The organism is Massilia sp. BGA-UO-ETr-WB1, assembly GCF_059567845.1.
Window position 1 is genome coordinate 1,263,640 of record NZ_JCAQOT010000027.1, and the last position, 17,279, is coordinate 1,280,918.

A 17,279-nucleotide genomic window follows, 5' to 3' on the forward strand; every position below is an offset into this window, starting at 1 on the left:
TGCCTGATGCGCCTGGCGCCGGACGGCAATGGCTGCACTGAATCGCGGTGCCGTCACGCCTGGCCGTGCCGCCTCCGCCAGAACGGGGCTGCCGGCCAGCGCCGCTCCTGGCCGTAGCAGTAAGCCAGATGGCCCCGGTAAGCCGCGCCGATGGCGGCGATTTCGCTGTTGTAGCCGCCGTACGCGGCGGCATCCCCCTGCAGGGCGCGGCTGGCCGCCTCGGCGGCGCACAGGCCGGTGTACAGCGCGTTGAAGATGCCCTGCGACGAGAGCGGATCGAAGCTGATGGCGGCGTCGCCGGCAGCCAGCCAGCCCGGCCCGGCCGCCGCGTCGAGCTGCGCGGAATGCGCGGCGGTCGCCATCGCGCCGCCGTCCGGCGCGAAGCGCGCCTGCGCCAGCAGCGGTCCCATGCCCGGCAATGCGCAAGCCGCCGCCAGCAGCGCCGCTCCGTCCCGCAAACCGGTTGGCGGCGCCAGGTCGGCGTCGGTATGGAAGGCCAGCACGCGCCGGCCGCCCGGCAGCGGCGCGCTGTACCACCAGCCGTCCCGGCACGCCTCCACTTGCGAAAAGCCCTGCCCCGCCCGGCCCACGCTCACTGCGCCATCCGCTGCCCCTGCTTCGTCCCGCCCGTACAGCCAGCCGCAGGCCAGGCGGTCCAGCCGCTGCCGCCGCGCGCCCAGCGTGCGCGCCAGCGGTGCGCCGCGTCCGGCGGCGTCGATGACGAGCCTGGCGTGCACGTCGACCTCGCCGCGCGCGGTGCGCAGGCGCACCCGCCAGCCGGCGCCTGCCGGGCCGCCGGCATCGTTGCCCGCACCGGCGCCGGCGTCTTCATCGGCCTCGATGCCGGCCACCTCGGCCGGCGCCAGCAGCGCTGCGCCGCGCCGCCGGGCCTCCATGCGCAGCCAGGCGTCGAAGCCCGCGCGGTCAAGGTGCCAGCCGGGGCCATCGGGATCGCGCATGAAGTGCTGCTCCGCGAACACGCCGTTCCACAGCGAGCGGTTGCCGTGGTAGCGCGCGTGGCCCTGGCGCAGGAAGTCGTCGAGCAGGCCCATGTCGCCCAGCAGGCGGGCGGCGGCTGCCGGCAAGGATTCGCCGATGCGCGGCTGGGCCTCGGCCGCGCGCTCCACCAGCAGCACGCGGCGCGCGCCGGCCAGGTTCAGGGCCGCAGTGGCCCCGGCCGGCCCCGCACCCAGCACCAGCACGTCGGCCCGCAACACGCTCACGAGCCGTGCCGCCGCAAGTGGCGCGCCTTCTCGGTGGCCTCCAGGTCGATATCTTCGAACTCCTCGGGCACCGCCGCCGCGCGCAGCAAGCCTTTGCCGTGCGGCGCGCCTGGCAGCTGCTCGACTTGGAGCGCCGCCGGGAACAGGGCCACGTCCTTCGGCCCCGGCCTGACTTCCACCACGCCCATTTGCGCGATGTCGGCGATCATATTGTTGATCTGGTCTTCGTAGCTGGTGTTGCCCAGCGGGCGCAGCCAGGCCGCGCGCCGCGCGAAAGCGGCCATGCGCTCGCCCAGCGGCAGCTCCGGATTCATCACCGTCTCGTAAGCCTCGCGGCTCATCACCTGGTTGGGCACGCGCGCCGGCCAGAAGGTCGGCACATAGGGGTCGTAGCTCTTCTGGTAGCCGGAGCGGCAGCTGGCGGTGTCGGTCTGCCACGGCACCGCCATCCAGCGCGTGACGCCGCCGGCGATCTGCGCTGCGCACGGGCCGGCGATATTGTCCGGCGTGAGCACCGCGCCATAGTCCGGCTCGACCCAGCCCGGCGGCCGGTGCGCCAGCCGGAACGGCGCCGCGTACATGCTGGCCTGGCGCATCGGCCAGGTCATTTCGCAGCCGGGGTGGAAAGCGTCCGCCAGGCAGAATTCCATGGCCGCGCGCAGCAGCGCCTCCGGCTGGGCCGCCAGCGGCACGTCGTCCAGCGAATGCAGCGGCGCTGCGTCCGGCGCGTAGTCGGCGATGAACTCGCCGTCCGCCCATTGCTTGAGGAAGCGCAGTTGCAGATTGCTGAGGGCGACGTTCTGGCGCGGCGTGTCGGCCGGCGGCACCGCCATCGCGTCGCCGTACAGCCAGGGCCACGGCGACGGCGCCCAGGCGTCGCGCTGGAACTGGCGGAACTGGTTGTAGATCACCTGGCGCCACTCCCTGCGGCTCTCGTCCGGGCTGGCCAGGCGCTGCATCCATTCGCTGCGGCTGAACGGCGTGCTGCCTTCCCAGCCGAAGGCGGCGGCAAAGCCGGCGTTCACCCACTGCAGGTTGGACAGCCGCTCGAAGATGGGGCGCACGTCGTGCTGGAACGAGGGCTGCGCCGGCGCCGCCAGCTTGCCGGTGGAGACGAACAGGTCGCGCATCAAGTCCCACATGGTGCGCACCGATTTCTGCTGCGGCGCATAGTCGGGCGGCGCCACCACCACCCAGGCCGGATCGACCTCCAGCTGCTGGCCCTGATAGTGCACGGTGGCGCTCACCGGGCCGTCCGACGTGTCGTCGTACCAGCCCTCGTTGTTGGCGAAAGTGATGGCGCGCGCGCCGTTCCAGGAGGCCGACTTGCCGTGGCCGCCCAGCACGATCAGCCGCCCCATGGTGTCGGTGCGTAGTTCGCCGAGATAGACCGGGATGCCCATGAAGCTGCCGCTGTCGAACGGCACTTCCGGCTGCTCGCAGCCCGAGATGCGGCGCTCGCCGGGCGTGATGGCCAGCACCGAGCGCTCCGCCACCGCCATGTTGCGCAGGAAGGAAGCCGGCGCCGTGGCCGCCTCAGGGATGTCGAGGGCGATCTGGAACTGGTACCACGCGGCCTTGGTGTTGGCCAGCGTGGCCGACCAGACGATATCGGCATTGCTGGCGTTCAGTTCCGCCACCGGCTCGCCGGCCGCGTTCAGGCCATACACCCGGAAGCGCGCAGCCTGGCGCTTGATGGCGCCCGCCGCGTCGCGGTAATAGCCGGCCGGCTCCGGCACGGGATCGGGCACCTCGGGCCCGATGTAGAACTCCGTGGCGCTGTTGCCGACCCGGGCGATGCCGATCGGCGGATAAATCGCGGCCTTGACGATACGGGTATCCTGTTGCGTCGAGCTGGGGGCGGACATGGCATTCCTTTCCGTTGGCGTGGGTGGGAAAGGCAATATACCCCCAAGGAATGCGTCCGATATACGCACTTTGTCACAGCGAAATAACTAGCGAAAACGTAGCGTGGGCCAGGGACCGGCAAGCGGTCCGCCTGGCGCCACGATGCAAGCCTGCCTTAGAACATATACGTCATGCTGAAGCGGATGGTGCGGCCGAACAGCGGCCGGGCCACGCCGCGGTTACGCGTGCCGTCCGGCGACAGCAGGTCGTTGAACAGCGGATCGCCTTCGGTGAACGAGAGCTGGTTGGTCAGGTTGGCCACGTGCAGGTGCGCCTTCCAGCGTTCGCTCACCTGGTACTGCGCGCCGGCGTTGACGATATGGTAGGCCGGATACAGCGTCACGTTGCTGTCGGTCGCTTCCGAAAAGCGCGAGCCGTAGTACTGGACTTGCGCATACACGCTCAGTGGGATGTCGGTCAGCGGCTTCAGGTCGTACGAAGGCATGAAGTTGACCATCACTTTCGGCAGGCGGCGCGGACGGCGGCCGTCTTCGCTGATCTGCACGTAGTGGTAGCCGCTGATCACGCCCTGCGCATTCTTGTCCTCCTGCGTGATGGTGTAGTTGGCGCCGGTGACCTTCGGATTCTGCAGCACCACGTTGCCCTTCAGCTCCAGGCCGTCCACCGCCGCCGGGCGCCAGCTCAGCTCCACCTCGGCGCCGATGTTGCGCACGCCGCGCTTGTACAGCTGCGCCACTTCGGGGCAGGAGTTAATCTGCGTTACGCCGCCCTGCGTTGCGCAGCTGGACGAGGCGATGTCGCGGTAGATATTGACCGAGCTGCGCGGCGAGAAGTTGTTGTAGAACGTCGCCACCGAGGCGCCGAAGCCGCGCGTCAGGTAGCGCAGGCCCATCTCGTACTGGCGGATACTCTCGACCGCATCGATCTCCACGGTTTTGCCGTTGACCACGGTGGCGGCAGCGGTGCTCAGGTCATTCAAGTCCTGCAGGCTGGGCAGGCGGAACGATTTCGACGCCAGCCCGTACACGGCGAACGCCTTGCTGAAGCTGTAGTTGGCGCCGACCGACCAGCCCAGGCCATGGTAAGTCTTGTTCAGCGTATGCGGATCGCCCGGCAGGCTGATTTCGTTGTCGGCCGTGGTGTCCTGGATCGAGCCGGCCACCACGCCGGCCGGCGTCAGGTCGGTGCTGACGTTGCGGTCGCGCCGCGTCACCCCCGCCTTCAAGTCCTGCCAGCGCACGCCGACGTCCATTTTCAGCTTGTTGCCCATGGTTTCCCAGTGGTCGAGCAGATAGGCCGCGTTGCCGTCGCCGTGGATCTGGCTGACGAACCCGAACCAGCCGGGCAGGATGGCGCTGCCGGAAGTCAGGCTGGGCCCCACCTGGCCGCCTTGCGCATCCACCACGATCAGGTCCACCGGCCGCGACTGCGCCGCCACGTCGGTGACCAGCAGGCCGGCCTGGAAGTTGGGCGCATAGCTGTAGCGGCTCTTGTAGACGCCGAAGGTCACGTCGTGCGAGCCCTTGAGCTCAAACGACTTCTGCGTCTTCAGGTCGAGCGAGGTGCTGGAAGCGTCCACGTCGGCAATAAAGGGCACCTGGAAGTTCAGGTTGACCGTGCCCGGCACGGCGGAACCGTCGTTCAGGTAACGCCCCGCCACCCCGGCCGCCTTGGCGTACTTCTTGATGAAGTCCTCGCGGCTGATGTTGGCGAACGCGGCGCAGGCGTTGCTGGCCGGGACGTTGAAGTAGCCGATCAATTTGGCGTTGTTCAGATTGCAGCCCAGCGCCGCGCCATGCGCCGGCGAGATCACGTCGTTCTGGTAGCGGGCGTTGAGGAAGTTGGCGGCGGTCGCCGTGTCGTTGCCGGTGAAGACGGCGTTGAAGCCGCTGGTGCCGGTGGTGTGGCGCAGCCCGGCCGACAGCTTCCAGCCGTCCGCGAACTCCTTCGATCCGCTCAAGGTGAACATCTTGAAGTTGGGATGGATGCCGTCGGCCTGGTCGATGGTGCGCGTGCCGTACTCGCCCATCATGGTGAAGCGGCGGTTGTATGGCGAGGCCGTGGTGCCGTGCGCGAAGTCGATGCCCAGCGGCTGTATCGTGTCCTGGTCGATCTTGGTCGGGTTGACCGGCGTGCCGGGGTTGCTGAAGCGCGGCACCGAGATCGGCAGGTTCTGGAAGAAGGCGGTGCGGTCGTTGATCATCAGCGCATCGACGCGGGCAGTGGTCTTGCGGTCGTCGCTGGTGTAGACCAGGTTGCCGCGCACCTGGCCGCCCCGGTCCGCGGTGTAGCCGGTGTCGCGCACGCCGTCGCTGCGGCGGTAGAAGCCGCCCACCGCGCCGGTCAGGTTGGCGCCGAGCGGGCCGGAAATGAAGGCGTCCTGGCGCAGGAAGCCATAGTCCGCGTATTCCGCCTTGTAGCCGCCGGCCAGGCGGTCGCCGCCGGTGCGGGTAACATGGTTGACGGTGGCGCCCAGGCCGTTCGAATACAGGATGCCGCCGGGGCCGCCCTTCACCACCTCCACGCTCTCGGTCATCAGGTCGTCGCGCACGAAGACGTCGTTGTTCATGAACGGCGCCTCCGGTTCCTCGTAGGCCGGCAGGCCGTCCACCAGCTGCGGCGCATAACGGAAGCCGCCGGTGACCGGCAGGCCGCGCACGGTGATGTTGTTGCTGGCTTCACCGGCGCTGCTGCCCTCGGAATAGATGCCGGGGAAGTTGGCCAGCAGGTCGGCCGTGCTCATGGGCGCCAGGCGCTGGATTTCTTCGCTGCCCAGCGTATTGATCGAGAAAGTGGCGTTCTTCTTGGTGGTGGTCTTGGTCACGCCGGTCACGATGACCACCGTGGACGGATCCACGCCGGCCGGCTCGGCGGCCGGCTGCGGGGCGGCAGCGGGGGCGGCAGGGGCTGCGGGGACTGCGCCCTGCTGCTGCGCAAACGCCAGCGCCGGCGCCAGGCAGATGGCCAATGCCGCCGAGCGGCTGATGTAACGAGTGATCGAATAGTTCATGCTGCGTCTCCTTTTATGATTATCAGGCCACTTGCGTCGGCCAGGGTAGTTGCTTTGTCTAACGTTGTCATCCCTGCTACAGCTATCTAATCGTCTGACGGCACCTCCTTCAAGCGCGGCATGTCGGCGCCGCGCCGCGAGCAGGTGAGCGCCGCCGCCCTGCCGGCGAAGCCGAGCGCCCCGCGCAGCGCCGCCGCGTCCAGGCCCTCGAGCCCGGCACGCGTCAGCAAGCCCCGGCGCGACAAGTGGGACAGCAGCGCCGCCTGGAAGGTGTCGCCGGCGCCGACCGTATCCACCACGTCGACCTTCAGCGCCGGCAGCTCGAACGGCGCCAGCGCCGCCGTCGCCGCCAGCACGCCCTCGCCGCCGCGCGTGACCACCACCAGCGCCACGCCGGCGCGCAGCGCGATGGCGATGAACTCCCGCGGCGCCAGGTCCGGGTAAAGATGGCGCAGGTCCTCGTCGCTGATCTTCAGCAGGTCGGTGCGCGGCAGCATCCACGCCACCACGCTGCTCCAGACCGCGCGGTCCGGCTGTATCGTCAGGCGCACATTGGGGTCGAAGGCGATCAGGCTGCGGCCATGCTGGCGCGCGACCAGCTCGCGCAGGGTGCCGGCCACCGGCTCGACCGCCATGCAGTAGGAACCGACGTGGATGGCTGCGGCGCCGGCCGGCACGCGCTCCAGGTCGGACAGCGCAGGCGCGCGTTCAGCGGTGGCGTGGCCATACAGGGTGTAGGCCGGCACGCCGCCTTCGCCGAGGTCGATCGTGACCAGCGCGGTGGCCGCCGCCGGCCGGGGCGCGCAGGACAGGTCCACGCCCTCGCCCTCCAGCGTGGCGGCCAGCTTGCGGCCGAACATGTCGGTGGACAGGCCGCCGAAAAACATCGGCCGCACGCCCAGCCGCGCCAGGCCGATGGCCAGGTTGAACGGCGAACCTCCCACGCGCGCCGACAGCGCATAGCCGATGCCGCCGGCGCTGCATCCACCACTGCCGCCGCCAATATCGCCGTCGTTGAACACGTCGAACAGCGCTTCTCCACACACGATGATCATGCTACCTCCGGTAAGCCGGCCTGGCCGGCAGTTGCGTTGTTTTCCGGCGCGCCCGCTTCCAGGCGGAGGCCGTCCTGGCCGAACACGTGCAGCCGGCCCGGCACCGGGCTGACGCGCCAGCGCGTGCCGGCGGCGGGCGGCTGGTCCTGCATCACCACCATCAGCGGCTTGTCCAGGCCCGCCACCACCAGGTGCACGTAGGACTCCGCGCCAAGACGCTCAACCAGCAGCACCTCGCCTTCGATGGCGCCGGCCGGGTCGGCCTGCAAGTGTTCGGGGCGGATGCCGACGGTGAGCTGGGCCGGCGCGCCGGGCGGTGCCCGCCAGGCCAGGCACGCGCCGCCAAGGCGCAGCTGGCCGTCCGCGTCCAGCGTGCCCGGCGCCAGGTTCATCTTCGGGCTGCCGATAAAGCCCGCCACAAACACGTTGGCGGGCCGGTCGTACAAATGCATGGGCGCGCCGATCTGCTGCACGCCGGCCGGCCCCAGCACCACGATGCGGTCGGCCAGCGTCATCGCCTCCACCTGGTCGTGCGTGACGTACACCATGGTGGCGCCCAGTTGCTGGTGCAAGCGGGCGATTTCCACCCGCATGTCGGCGCGCAGCGCGGCGTCCAGGTTGGAAAGCGGCTCGTCGAACAAGAAGGCGCGCGGCTTGCGCACGATGGCGCGGCCGATGGCGACGCGCTGGCGCTGCCCGCCCGACAGTTGCGGCGGCCGGCGCTCCAGCAGATGCTCCATCTGCAGCATCTTCGCCACCGACTGCACCGAAGCCTTGATCTCGGCCTTGGGCACGCGCGCCAGCTTCAGGCCGAAGGCAATGTTCTCGAACACGCTCATGTGCGCGTACAGCGCATAGCTCTGGAACACCATCGACAGGCCGCGTTTGGCCGGCGGCGTGTCGTTGACCCTTTCGCCGGCAATGCGGATCTCGCCCGCGCTGATCTCCTCCAGCCCGGCGATCATGCGCAGCAGCGTCGATTTGCCGCAGCCGGACGGCCCCACCAGGACCACGAATTCGCCGTCCTCGATGGTGAAGCCGACGTCGCGCAGGATGTACTGCGCCTCCCTGCCAGGGTAGGTCTTTCCGACGCCCTGCAATGCGATGGATGCCATATCAGTCTCCCTTTTCCGTCGTGCCCATGGTCCATACCTTGAGCGACACGATACGGTCGCCCGCCTCCGCCAGCAGGGCCAGTCCGTCAGCGTCCGCGCGCGCCGGGTAGATCCGGCTGGTCAGGCTCTTGCGCTCGTTGACGTAGGCCTCGACCATGGAGCGGTCGAGGAAAATCCGCATGCGCAGCGGCTCGCCCTTCAGGTCGAAACCGCCGCCCTGCACGCCGTATGCCTGCAGGCCCGAAGTCCGCGTGCGGTCGATTTCCAGCCGGCCGCGCGCCGCGTCCACATACAGGTCGGTCTGCTCGGCGCCGCCGGGCGCCATGCGCACGCGCATGCCGCGCCTGCCCTCCGCTGCGGACGGCGCAATCTCAAGTTCGATCTCCAGCGCGTCGCCGCGAACCGCTGCCAGCGCGGCGGCGGCATCGGCAACGCTGGCGCCGCGCAGCTCCAGCAGCTGGCGGCGGCGCAGGCTGGCCAGTTCGGCGATCGGCGCCAGGCGCAGCTCGCCGTCGGCGCCCAGCGACAGCGTGATCGGCAGGCCGCCGTTGTGGGCCCAGCCGGCGTCCCATTCGTCCTGCAGCTTGCGCTCGCCCTGGGCGATGGAGAACACGATGCTGCGCCCGGTCTTCGGATCGACGAAACCGCTCGGGCCGGAGAAGTGGCCCTGGCCCACGTCGAAGGTGCGAGGCGCCTCCACGTCCGGCGTGAAGCGCGCGTTCTTCGCATCGAACACCCCGGTCCAGTAGTAGGCCTGGGCGCGCACGTCGATAAGGAAGACGTGGCGCTCGCGGCCGTCGGCGCCTTTGCCGACGGGCAGCAGCACCGGCAACTCCCAGGTCGCGTCGAAACCGGGGAAGCGCTTGGCGTCGATCGAGAACAGCGGGCCGCGCGGCGTCCAGTTGCGCAGGTCGGCCGACTCGAACACCAGCGCGGTGCCGCTGCCGCCCGGCAGCGCCGATCCCACCAGCTGGAACCAGCGCCGGCGCGCGCCGTCGCGGAACACGAAGGGGTCGCGGAATTCGCCGTAGCGGCCCGGCCCGCCGTCCTGCAGGGTGACCGGCACGGGGTATTTGTCCCACTGCACCAGGTCGGGGTCGCGCAGGTCGCGCGGCGTGGCCATGCCGGTGCGCTGGTTCGGCCTGGCGCTGTCGTTCCCGGCGGTGAAGAACAGCACGGGCGAGTCGTCCGCCGCATAGGCGGCGCTGCCGGACCAGATGCCATCGGTCGCCAGGCCGTCGTCTTCCGGCGCCAGCGCGATCGGCAGCTCGCGCCAGCGCACCATGTCGGTACTGGTCCAGTGGCCCCAGTGGATCTGGTGCCAAAACGGCCCGAACGGGTTCTTCTGGAAAAACAGGTGGTACTGCCCCGCGTAGTAGAACGGCGCATGCGGCTCGTTCATCCAGCCCGCATCCGGCATCAGGTGGTACTGCGGGCGGTGCCGGTCGCCGGCGAAAGCCGACGGCGGCACGCGCATGTCCGCCAGCGACAACTGCGGCGGTTTGCCGCCGCGCCGCGCCAGGTCGGCCTGCATGCCGCGCGCCACGGCGGCGGCATCGGCCGGGCCGGCGGCAACGCGCACCTCGTCCATCAGGCCGAGGAAGGTGTTCAGCTTGAACACGCCGCCTATCTGCTCCGGCTGCGAGTGGCGCCCTATCGTCAGCGGCCGCTGCGGCATGCCGAGCACGCCGCCCGCAGGCATGCCGGCGGCGGCCACCTGCTCGCCGTTGAGGAACAGCGCCACCCGGCGCTGGACGGGATCATAGCTGGCCGCCACGTGCGACCACGCGTCGCGCGGCAGCTTGCGGTCCTTCACGCGCACATCGGCGATCGCGCTGCCGGCGCCAAGCTTGATGCCCCAGGTGCCGAAGCGGTACACGCCGAACGAGAAGCCCTGCCGGGCCTCGCCGTCGAATTGGCTCAGGAAGGCGGAATAATGGCCGCCGTCGCCCCATTCGAAGGCGTGCGGGGCAACCCAGGCGCTGAGCGTAAAGCCTTGCGCCAGCTGGGCCGCCGCCAGGGGCGGCGCGACTATGTCGGTCGAGTAGCCGTCGAACAGCAGGCAGCCATTGTGGATGCAGCTGCCGGCCGCGCGCCACAGCGGCGCCGAATCGGGCTTGAAACGCGCCTGGTTGAACACGAAGTTGACCTGGTCGCGCCGGCCGGACACGGTCTCCGCGGCGTGCTTGCCGCCTTGCTCGTCCAGGCTCCAATGCGCCAGCGGGGTACCCGCCGAACTGGCGCCCACGCAGCCGGCCAGCAGCAAGGCGGTAGCGGCCCGCAGGATGTCTATCGTTGTCATTTGTCCGCCAAATTATCGTCGATCAGGTACAGGCCGCCCTCCATCCGCAGCGGAATGGGGTCGCCGATGCGGCCCGCGAACCGGCCGTCGGCGCCGGTGTCGTCAAACGCCATCAGGCAGTCCTGGCCGGTGACCGGGTCGCGCAGGATCTTGCCGGCGTAGCGGCGGCACGGAATGTCGCCGTCGAGGAAGCCGGGTGCAGGCTGCCATGGCCCCAGCGGGTTGTCCGCCACCAGGTAATGCGTGCCGGAGACGCCGCCATTGAGTTTCGCCCGCATGTCATCCGACCAGTGCGCAGCGACGTTGCAGAACACGCAGTACCAGCGGCCGTCGCGCTCGAACACCTGCGGCACCTCCAGCTGGCCGTAGTGGCCGCCAGCGTACACCGGCGCGGTCGCTTCCCACTCCAGCAGGTCGGCCGACACCGCATGGCCGATCACGCCGCGCTCGTACAGCGGGCCGTCGTTGCGGCGCGCGGTATAGAACATGTGGTACACGCCGCCGATCTTTTCCGGCAGCACCCAGGGGTCGCGCAATGCCCGGTCGTGCCAGCGCCCTTCCTCGTATTCCTCGTACCAGCGCCGGTCCAGGTCCAGCGCCAGGCCGCTGCCGACGCGCTGCCACGGGCCGTTGATGCTGTCCGCCACGGCGTGGCCGATGCGCTGGCGCATGCCGTTCTCGGCGCGGCAGGTGCCGGTGTAGAACAGGTGATAACGGCCCTCGGCCTTGATGACCGAGCCGGTCCAGGTGGTGTAGTCGTCCCACGCCGGACCTGCCTGCGGGCCGAAAGCGGTACCCAGCTGCGTCCAGTTGCGCAGGTCCGGCGACACCGCGTGTCCGATCGACACGTTCCAGTGCCGCAGGTCCGGATTGCCGATGGCGCGGTCGGCCTGCAGGAAGAACAGGTGCTGCTCGCCCTCCTCCTCGAAATGCCAGAAATCCCAGATGAATTTGTCGCTGATTTGTAGTGTCATGATGCTTCCAAAGTTAACCCTTGACGCCGCTGCCGGCCACCGAGGCGACGAACTGCCGCTGGAAGGCCAGGAACACCGCGAGCACGGGTAAAGTAATCACCGACGCGTAGGCCATGATCTGGCCCCACGAATTGGTGCGTCCGAAGAACTGCTGTATGCCCGGCTGCACCGGCCGGAACGCCTCGCCCTGGATCACCATGATCGGCCACAGGTACTGGTTCCACGCCGAGATGAACAGCACGATGGCGGCGGTGGCGATCACCGGGCCGCTGTTGGGCATGATGATCCTGGCGTAGATGGTCCACGGACCGGCGCCGTCCATCTTGGCCGCTTCGTCCAGCTCGGGCGGAATATCCCGGAAGAACTGGTAGAACAGGAACACGCAGAAGGCGTTGGCCAGGAAAGGGATCACCTGCACGTGCAGGCTGTTGAACCAGCCGGTGTGCAGCACCAGCTGGCCCTGTTCGAAGCCGGGCCACGGCAGGCGCGCCACCAGCGACAGCAGCGGAATGGCGATCACCTCGAACGGCACGATCACCATCGCCACCACCAGGGCCAGCGCCAGCTGCCGCCCGCGCCAGCGCATGCGCGCAATCGCGAACGCCAGCATGCTGTTGACCAGGATGCCGCCGGCCACGATCAGCGCCGCGATCATGGTGGAATTGAGCAGGAACTTCGGCAAGTCGCTCTTCTCGAACACCGCGCTGTAATTGCGCATCGACCAGTCGGACGAAGGCAGGTAGGCCGACCAGCTGTTCAGGTTGGCGAAGATCGCCGCGTCGTTCTTGAACGACGAGATGAACATGAACATCAGCGGAGCCACGAACACGATGCCGATCGCGCTCATGGCGAGGAACAGCGCGCCGTCGCGCAGCTTGTGGCGCAGGGGCGCATTCATTTCCGGTCTCCTTTGGAACTGCCTTTCGAATCGCCTTTAGCCACCAGCACGCGCTGCAGCACCGACAGCCCCAGCACGATGAGGAAGAACACCAGCGTGATGGTGGAGCCGTAGCCGATATCCTGCTCCTTGAAGCCGCTGCGCACCGCGTGGTAGACCACCGTCGATGTCGAGTCGAGCGGACCGCCGGAAGTCATCACGTCGACCTGGGTGAACAGGCCGAAGGCCAGCAAGGTGGTCGACACCAGCACGAAGATGATGGTGTTGCGCAGGCCCGGCAAAGTGACGTGCACGAAGCGCTGCCAGGCATTGGCGCCCATCAGCGTGGCCGCCTCGTACAGCTCGGGCGAGATCGACTGCAGGCCCGCCAGGAACACCAGCATCTGGAAGCCCGCGCCCTGCCAGGCCGACATCAGCGCGATGGCGGGCAAGGCGTAACGGCTGTCGCCCAGCCAGTCGGGGCCGGCGTTGGGGTCGTCCAGCAGTCCGCGCAGCACTTCATTGAGCATGCCCCGGTCGGTGTTGAGCATGAAGGCCCACACGATGGACGCCACCACCATGGACGTGACCACCGGCGCGAAGTACAGGGTGCGGAAAAATATCCTGCCGCGTATCTTCTGGTTGACCAGCACCGCCAGCCCGAGGGCCACCCCGCATTGCAGCGGCAGCACCAGCGCGGCAAACAGGAAGGTATTGATCAGGGAGCGGTAGAACAGCGGATCGCTGGCCGCCAGAACCACGCGGTAGCCGCCGGCGTCCAGATGAAAGGCCTCGCGGTAGCCGGCCAGCTCCGGATGCAGCTTGCGGACCTGGCGCCAGGTCGGATAACGGGGGCCGTCGCCGTCCTCGTTGCGCAGCACGGCGCCGCCCTCGCCGCGCAGCGGCTCGATCACGGCCAGCTCCAGCGCCAGCAGGCGGCGGTAGTTGTCGAGACCGACGTATTGCGTCGGCTCGGGCGACATCAGGCGGTGATTGGTCAGCGTGGCGCCGGCGGCGAACAGCATCGGCAGCGCGACGAACAGCAGGAACAGCAGCAGTGCCGGGGAGGCGAACAGCGCCACCGCGAACGGGCTGTCCTGGCCAAGTTTGGGTTTCATAAGCCGCCTCCGGTCTTGCGCGCCGTCAGGCTGTATCCATAGCCGTTGTTGCGCGAAATATTGTGTTCCACCGCTTCCACCGCCTGGTCCAGCGCTTCGGCCGCGTCCTTGCCGCTGCGGATGTCGGCCATGGCTTTCTCGAAGGCCGCCGACAGCGCCGGGTAACCCGGGCTGGCCGGCCGCGCCACCGCGTAACGCCTGGCGAATTCAAAGTACAGGCGCCAGTCGCCGCCGGGGCGGTAGTGTTCCGTCAGGGCCGCGCCCTCGGCGCTGACCGGCACCAGGCCGGTGGTGCGCGAGGCGGCCGCGATTTCCTGCGGCGAGATCAGGTGCGCCAGGAATGCAGCCGCGCCTTCCGGCTGCTTGCAGGTGCGCGTGATGCCCCACTGCCAGGAAGCGGCCCCTATCCTGGGACCGTGGCCGAAGTCCGGCGGCGGCATCACCAGCAGGTCGGCGCCGAAACGCCCGCTGTAATCCTGAGCCTTCCACGAGCCCGTGTAGTGGAACAGCGCCCGGCCCTGCTCGAACGCCTTGTCGTCGGCCGGATTGCGCTCGGCCAGCTTGTCCTTGAACAGGCGCCCGTAGTAGCGGCCCACGCCGAGCGCCGCATCGCTGTTGAGCACGCCGTCCACCCGCACGTAGTTGGCGCGGTCGATCAGGTCCGTGCCGGCGCTCTGCAGCCAGGGCGAAAACGCGTAGCTGTACCACTCGCCGGTGAAGCGGGCGTTCAGATCCAGCGGAAAGCGGTACCGGCCGCTGCGCTTGGCCTGCGCCAGGATGGCGTGGAATTCGGCCGCCGTGTAGGGCTGCTCCATGGTCGCGCTGCGCACGCCCAGGGCCGCCAATTGCGAGCGGCGCGCAAACAGCACCAGCGCCACGTCCAGCTGGCCCACGCTGTACAGCTGTCCCTTATAGCTGCCGCGCCCGCCCTCCAGCAGCTGGCCTACGGCGGCCGGCGGCAACAACGAGTCCAGCTGCCGCACATGGCCGGCCCACGCGAAATTGGGCACGGTGGGCTGGTCCAGCGCGATGACGCAAGGCAGCTGGCCAACCATGGATGCGGCCGTGATGGCTTCGGTGTACGAGCCTTGCGGTATCGCCTCGACCGTGACGTTCCAGCGCGACTGCGAACGGTTGAAGCGCTCTACCGCCGCCCTCCCCGCCGTCATATCCAGGTCGCCGGTGTCGTGGCGCCACAGCCTGATCTCCGCCGGCGCGGCCAGCGCCGGCGACAGCTGCAGCGCCAGTGCGGCCGCCAGGATGGTCATCGCGGGCTTCATCGCCGGGCCTTTCCGGCCCCTGCCGCCGCAGCGGCAGGGGCGGCAACCGTGCCGCGCATCACCGGCAGGCACGGCACCCGCACGGTGCCGGCGGCCATGCCGTCCGGCTCCAGCACATAGCGGCCGGACAGCTCGCCGATCTCCCGGTATGGCAGCGCCACCGTGGTCAGGCCCGGATCGAGCGCCTCGGAAATGAGCCTGAAATCGTCGAAGCCGACGATGGAAACATCGGCCGGCACGCGCAAACCGCGCCGCTGAAGGATGAAGATCACGCGCATCGCCATCTTGTCATTGCCGCACAGGATAGCGGTCGGCCGGTCGGCGCTGGCGAACAGCCGGTCCACCGCGTCCGCCAGGTGCGAAAACTCGTCGGCCTGGCCGGCCTCGGCGCCGTGGATCAGCCATTCGGGCCTGGGCGTCACGCCGTGTTCGCGCATGGCCCGGTGAAAACCGCTCAGCCGCAGGCCGGTCGCCACCATGCCGGGGATCAGCTGCAGGAAAGCGATCTTGCGATGTCCGGCTTGCAGCACGATTTGCGCCGCCGCGTAGCCGCCGCCCTCGTCGTCCGGTATCACCTGCATGTAGCGGCCGGGCGCCTCGAAACAATTGGCCAGCGCGGTGGGCGTACTGCCCAGTTGCTGCTCCAGCGCCACCTCGCGGTGGAACGGCGTCGCGAACAGGATCGCTTCCACGCGCCGTTCGCGCATGTCCGCCACCAGCCGGCTGGCCACATCCGCATGGCCGCCGGTCTCGCCGATCAGCAGCACCTTGCCCATCTGCTCGCACACCTGGTGGATGCCCTTGATGATCTCGGACGAATCGGGCGTGGTGGTAAGCCGCTCGGCGATGACCGCGACCAGCCCGGTCGGCCTGCCGCGCAGCATGCGCGCCGCGGCCGACGGCGTGAATTCGAGCGCGCGCATGGCCTGCTCGATACGCGTGCGGGTCTTTTCGGACACCTCGGTGCCGCCATTGAGCACGCGCGATACCGTCTTGATCGACACGCCAGCCTGTTCGGCCACATCGTGAATTGTTGCCACACCGTCTCCTTGATTACTTTTCTTTGACGTTGGCGATTACGGCGCGCCGCAAAATGTCCAACGTTGTCATTTGTTGAAATGATAGGCAGTTCGCCTGGGCTCGTCAACAGAAAAATAGGGACCGAAATTCTTGTTGACTTCGCCAAGGGGTCTGGGCGCCCTGCTGGTGCCGCTGGCGTTCGTGGCGGTCTGGCTGGGCGGCCCCGTGGCGCAGGTCAAACCGCGCGGAGAGCGGGTAGCCCCCCTTAGAACGCGCCGACATAGTTCTCCGCCAGCGCAGTCGCCATCGCCCGCGAGCTCACCACGCATTCCAGTTCGGCGCGCTGCACCTCGCGCTTGAACGGCGTGGCGTCGGCAAAGGTGTGCAGCAGGCTGGTCATCCACCACGAGAAGTACTCGGCGCGCCAGATGCGCTTCAGCGCGCCCGCCGTGTAGCCCTGCAGGCGTTCTTCGCTGCCCTGGCGGTAGAACTGCTCCAGCCCCTGCGCCAGCAGGTGCACGTCCGACACCGCCAGGTTCATGCCCTTGGCGCCGGTGGGCGGCACGATGTGCGCCGCGTCGCCGGCCAGGAACAGCCGGCCCGCCTGCATCGGCGTCGACACGAAGCTGCGCATGCCGATGATGTTCTTCTGGAAGATGCGGCCCTCGTTGACCCGCCAGCCGTCCCGGTTCTCCAGCCGCGCATGCAGCTCGGCCCAGATGCGGTCGTCCGACCAGTTGTCGACATGGTCCGCCGGGTCGCACTGGAAGTACAGGCGCTGCACCGTGGGCGAGCGCGTGCTGACCAGCGCGAAGCCGCGCTGGTGGCGCGCATAGATCAGCTCATCGGACGATGGCGCCGATTCGACCAGGATGCCGAACCAGCCGAAGCCGTAGGTGCGCTGGTAATCCTGCCGCCCCTGCGCCGGCATGGCCGGCCGCGTCACGCCGTGGTAGCCGTCGCAGCCGATGACGAAATCGGCCTCGATGCGCGCCGCCGCGCCGCCATGGCTGAAGCTGACCGACGGCGTGCTGGTATCGACGCCATGCAGCTCCACGCCGCTGACCTCGAACAGCAACTGCCCCTGCGCCGCCTGCCGCGCGGCCACCAAGTCTTTGATCACTTCATGCTGCGGGTAGACGGTGATGGACTTGCCGGTCAGCTCGGTCAGGTCGATGCGGTGGCGGCGGCCGCCGAAGGCCAGCTCGATACCGTGGTGCAGCGCGCCCTCGGCCTGCATGCGCGCGCCTACGCCGGCGTTGTTGAGGATGTCCATGGTGCCCTGTTCCAGCACGCCGGCCCGTATCGTCGCTTCGATCTCGGCCTGGCTGCGCGACTCCAGCACGATGGACTCGATGCCGTTCAGGTGCAGCAGATGGGAAAGCAGCAGGCCCGCTGGGCCGGCGCCGACAATGGCTACCTGGGTACGCATGGTG

General features: G+C 68.8%; 12 protein-coding genes. All 12 read right to left on the reverse strand.

Annotated features, from left to right (window positions below; translation table 11 throughout):
• Nucleotides 1–53 precede the first annotated feature (53 nt).
• The 12 genes from AC56DV_RS32325 to AC56DV_RS32380 all read right to left on the reverse strand — a co-directional run bounded on the left by AC56DV_RS32325 (nt 54) and on the right by AC56DV_RS32380 (nt 17,275).
• Nucleotides 54–1,223, reverse strand: coding sequence for an FAD-dependent monooxygenase (locus AC56DV_RS32325; RefSeq protein WP_496318294.1), 1,170 nt, complete (start codon nt 1,221–1,223; stop codon nt 54–56).
• Nucleotides 1,220–3,091 carry a LodA/GoxA family CTQ-dependent oxidase gene (locus AC56DV_RS32330; RefSeq protein WP_496318295.1) on the reverse strand — a complete coding sequence of 624 codons (1,872 nt, stop codon included), beginning with the start codon at nt 3,089–3,091 and terminating at the stop codon, nt 1,220–1,222. The genes AC56DV_RS32325 and AC56DV_RS32330 overlap by 4 nt, the downstream gene beginning before the upstream one ends.
• A gap of 155 nt (nt 3,092–3,246) precedes the next feature.
• The gene (locus AC56DV_RS32335) at nt 3,247–6,102 is read right to left on the reverse strand and encodes a TonB-dependent receptor (RefSeq protein WP_496318296.1); all 2,856 of its coding nucleotides are present in this window, start codon (nt 6,100–6,102) and stop codon (nt 3,247–3,249) included.
• An 86-nt stretch (nt 6,103–6,188) separates the two neighbouring features.
• Nucleotides 6,189–7,157 carry a carbohydrate kinase family protein gene (locus AC56DV_RS32340; protein WP_496318297.1) on the reverse strand — a complete coding sequence of 323 codons (969 nt, stop codon included), beginning with the start codon at nt 7,155–7,157 and terminating at the stop codon, nt 6,189–6,191.
• Nucleotides 7,154–8,272, reverse strand: a complete 1,119-nt coding sequence (locus AC56DV_RS32345; protein ID WP_496318298.1) for an ABC transporter ATP-binding protein — start codon at nt 8,270–8,272, stop codon at nt 7,154–7,156. The genes AC56DV_RS32340 and AC56DV_RS32345 overlap by 4 nt, the downstream gene beginning before the upstream one ends.
• Nucleotide 8,273: 1 nt before the next feature.
• A complete protein-coding gene (locus AC56DV_RS32350) occupies nt 8,274–10,574 on the reverse strand; it encodes a GH32 C-terminal domain-containing protein (protein WP_496318299.1) in 2,301 nt (766 codons plus the stop codon).
• Complete coding sequence (locus tag AC56DV_RS32355; protein ID WP_496318300.1) at nt 10,571–11,548, reverse strand: family 43 glycosylhydrolase; 978 nt, start codon at nt 11,546–11,548, stop codon at nt 10,571–10,573. The genes AC56DV_RS32350 and AC56DV_RS32355 overlap by 4 nt, the downstream gene beginning before the upstream one ends.
• 13 nt (nt 11,549–11,561) lie before the next feature.
• Nucleotides 11,562–12,446: a carbohydrate ABC transporter permease gene (locus AC56DV_RS32360; protein ID WP_496318301.1), complete on the reverse strand. Its 885-nt coding sequence runs from the start codon at nt 12,444–12,446 to the stop codon at nt 11,562–11,564.
• Nucleotides 12,443–13,543 (reverse strand): carbohydrate ABC transporter permease, encoded by a 1,101-nt coding sequence (locus tag AC56DV_RS32365; RefSeq protein ID WP_496318302.1) that lies wholly within the window; start codon nt 13,541–13,543, stop codon nt 12,443–12,445. Before AC56DV_RS32365 ends, AC56DV_RS32360 begins: the two co-directional genes overlap by 4 nt.
• Nucleotides 13,540–14,823 carry an extracellular solute-binding protein gene (locus tag AC56DV_RS32370; protein ID WP_496318303.1) on the reverse strand — a complete coding sequence of 428 codons (1,284 nt, stop codon included), beginning with the start codon at nt 14,821–14,823 and terminating at the stop codon, nt 13,540–13,542. Before AC56DV_RS32370 ends, AC56DV_RS32365 begins: the two co-directional genes overlap by 4 nt.
• Entirely contained in the window at nt 14,820–15,863 is a 1,044-nt protein-coding gene (locus AC56DV_RS32375; RefSeq protein ID WP_496318304.1) for a LacI family DNA-binding transcriptional regulator, read from the reverse strand. Before AC56DV_RS32375 ends, AC56DV_RS32370 begins: the two co-directional genes overlap by 4 nt.
• Nucleotides 15,864–16,108: 245 nt before the next feature.
• Nucleotides 16,109–17,275 carry a 4-hydroxybenzoate 3-monooxygenase gene (locus AC56DV_RS32380; protein ID WP_496318305.1) on the reverse strand — a complete coding sequence of 389 codons (1,167 nt, stop codon included), beginning with the start codon at nt 17,273–17,275 and terminating at the stop codon, nt 16,109–16,111.
• Nucleotides 17,276–17,279: the final 4 nt, after the last annotated feature.

Bases quoted from the DNA above. Each gene is read 5' to 3' on its own strand.
- AC56DV_RS32350 (WP_496318299.1), bottom strand. From the start codon at position 10,574: ATGACAACGATAGACATCCTGCGGGCCGCTACCGCCTTGCTGCTGGCC.
- AC56DV_RS32370 (WP_496318303.1), bottom strand. From the start codon at position 14,823: ATGAAGCCCGCGATGACCATCCTGGCGGCCGCACTGGCGCTGCAGCTG.
- AC56DV_RS32345 (WP_496318298.1), bottom strand. From the start codon at position 8,272: ATGGCATCCATCGCATTGCAGGGCGTCGGAAAGACCTACCCTGGCAGG.
- AC56DV_RS32355 (WP_496318300.1), bottom strand. From the start codon at position 11,548: ATGACACTACAAATCAGCGACAAATTCATCTGGGATTTCTGGCATTTC.
- AC56DV_RS32330 (WP_496318295.1), bottom strand. From the start codon at position 3,091: ATGTCCGCCCCCAGCTCGACGCAACAGGATACCCGTATCGTCAAGGCC.
- AC56DV_RS32335 (WP_496318296.1), bottom strand. From the start codon at position 6,102: ATGAACTATTCGATCACTCGTTACATCAGCCGCTCGGCGGCATTGGCC.
- AC56DV_RS32360 (WP_496318301.1), bottom strand. From the start codon at position 12,446: ATGAATGCGCCCCTGCGCCACAAGCTGCGCGACGGCGCGCTGTTCCTC.
- AC56DV_RS32340 (WP_496318297.1), bottom strand. From the start codon at position 7,157: ATGATCATCGTGTGTGGAGAAGCGCTGTTCGACGTGTTCAACGACGGC.
- AC56DV_RS32365 (WP_496318302.1), bottom strand. From the start codon at position 13,543: ATGAAACCCAAACTTGGCCAGGACAGCCCGTTCGCGGTGGCGCTGTTC.
- AC56DV_RS32380 (WP_496318305.1), bottom strand. From the start codon at position 17,275: ATGCGTACCCAGGTAGCCATTGTCGGCGCCGGCCCAGCGGGCCTGCTG.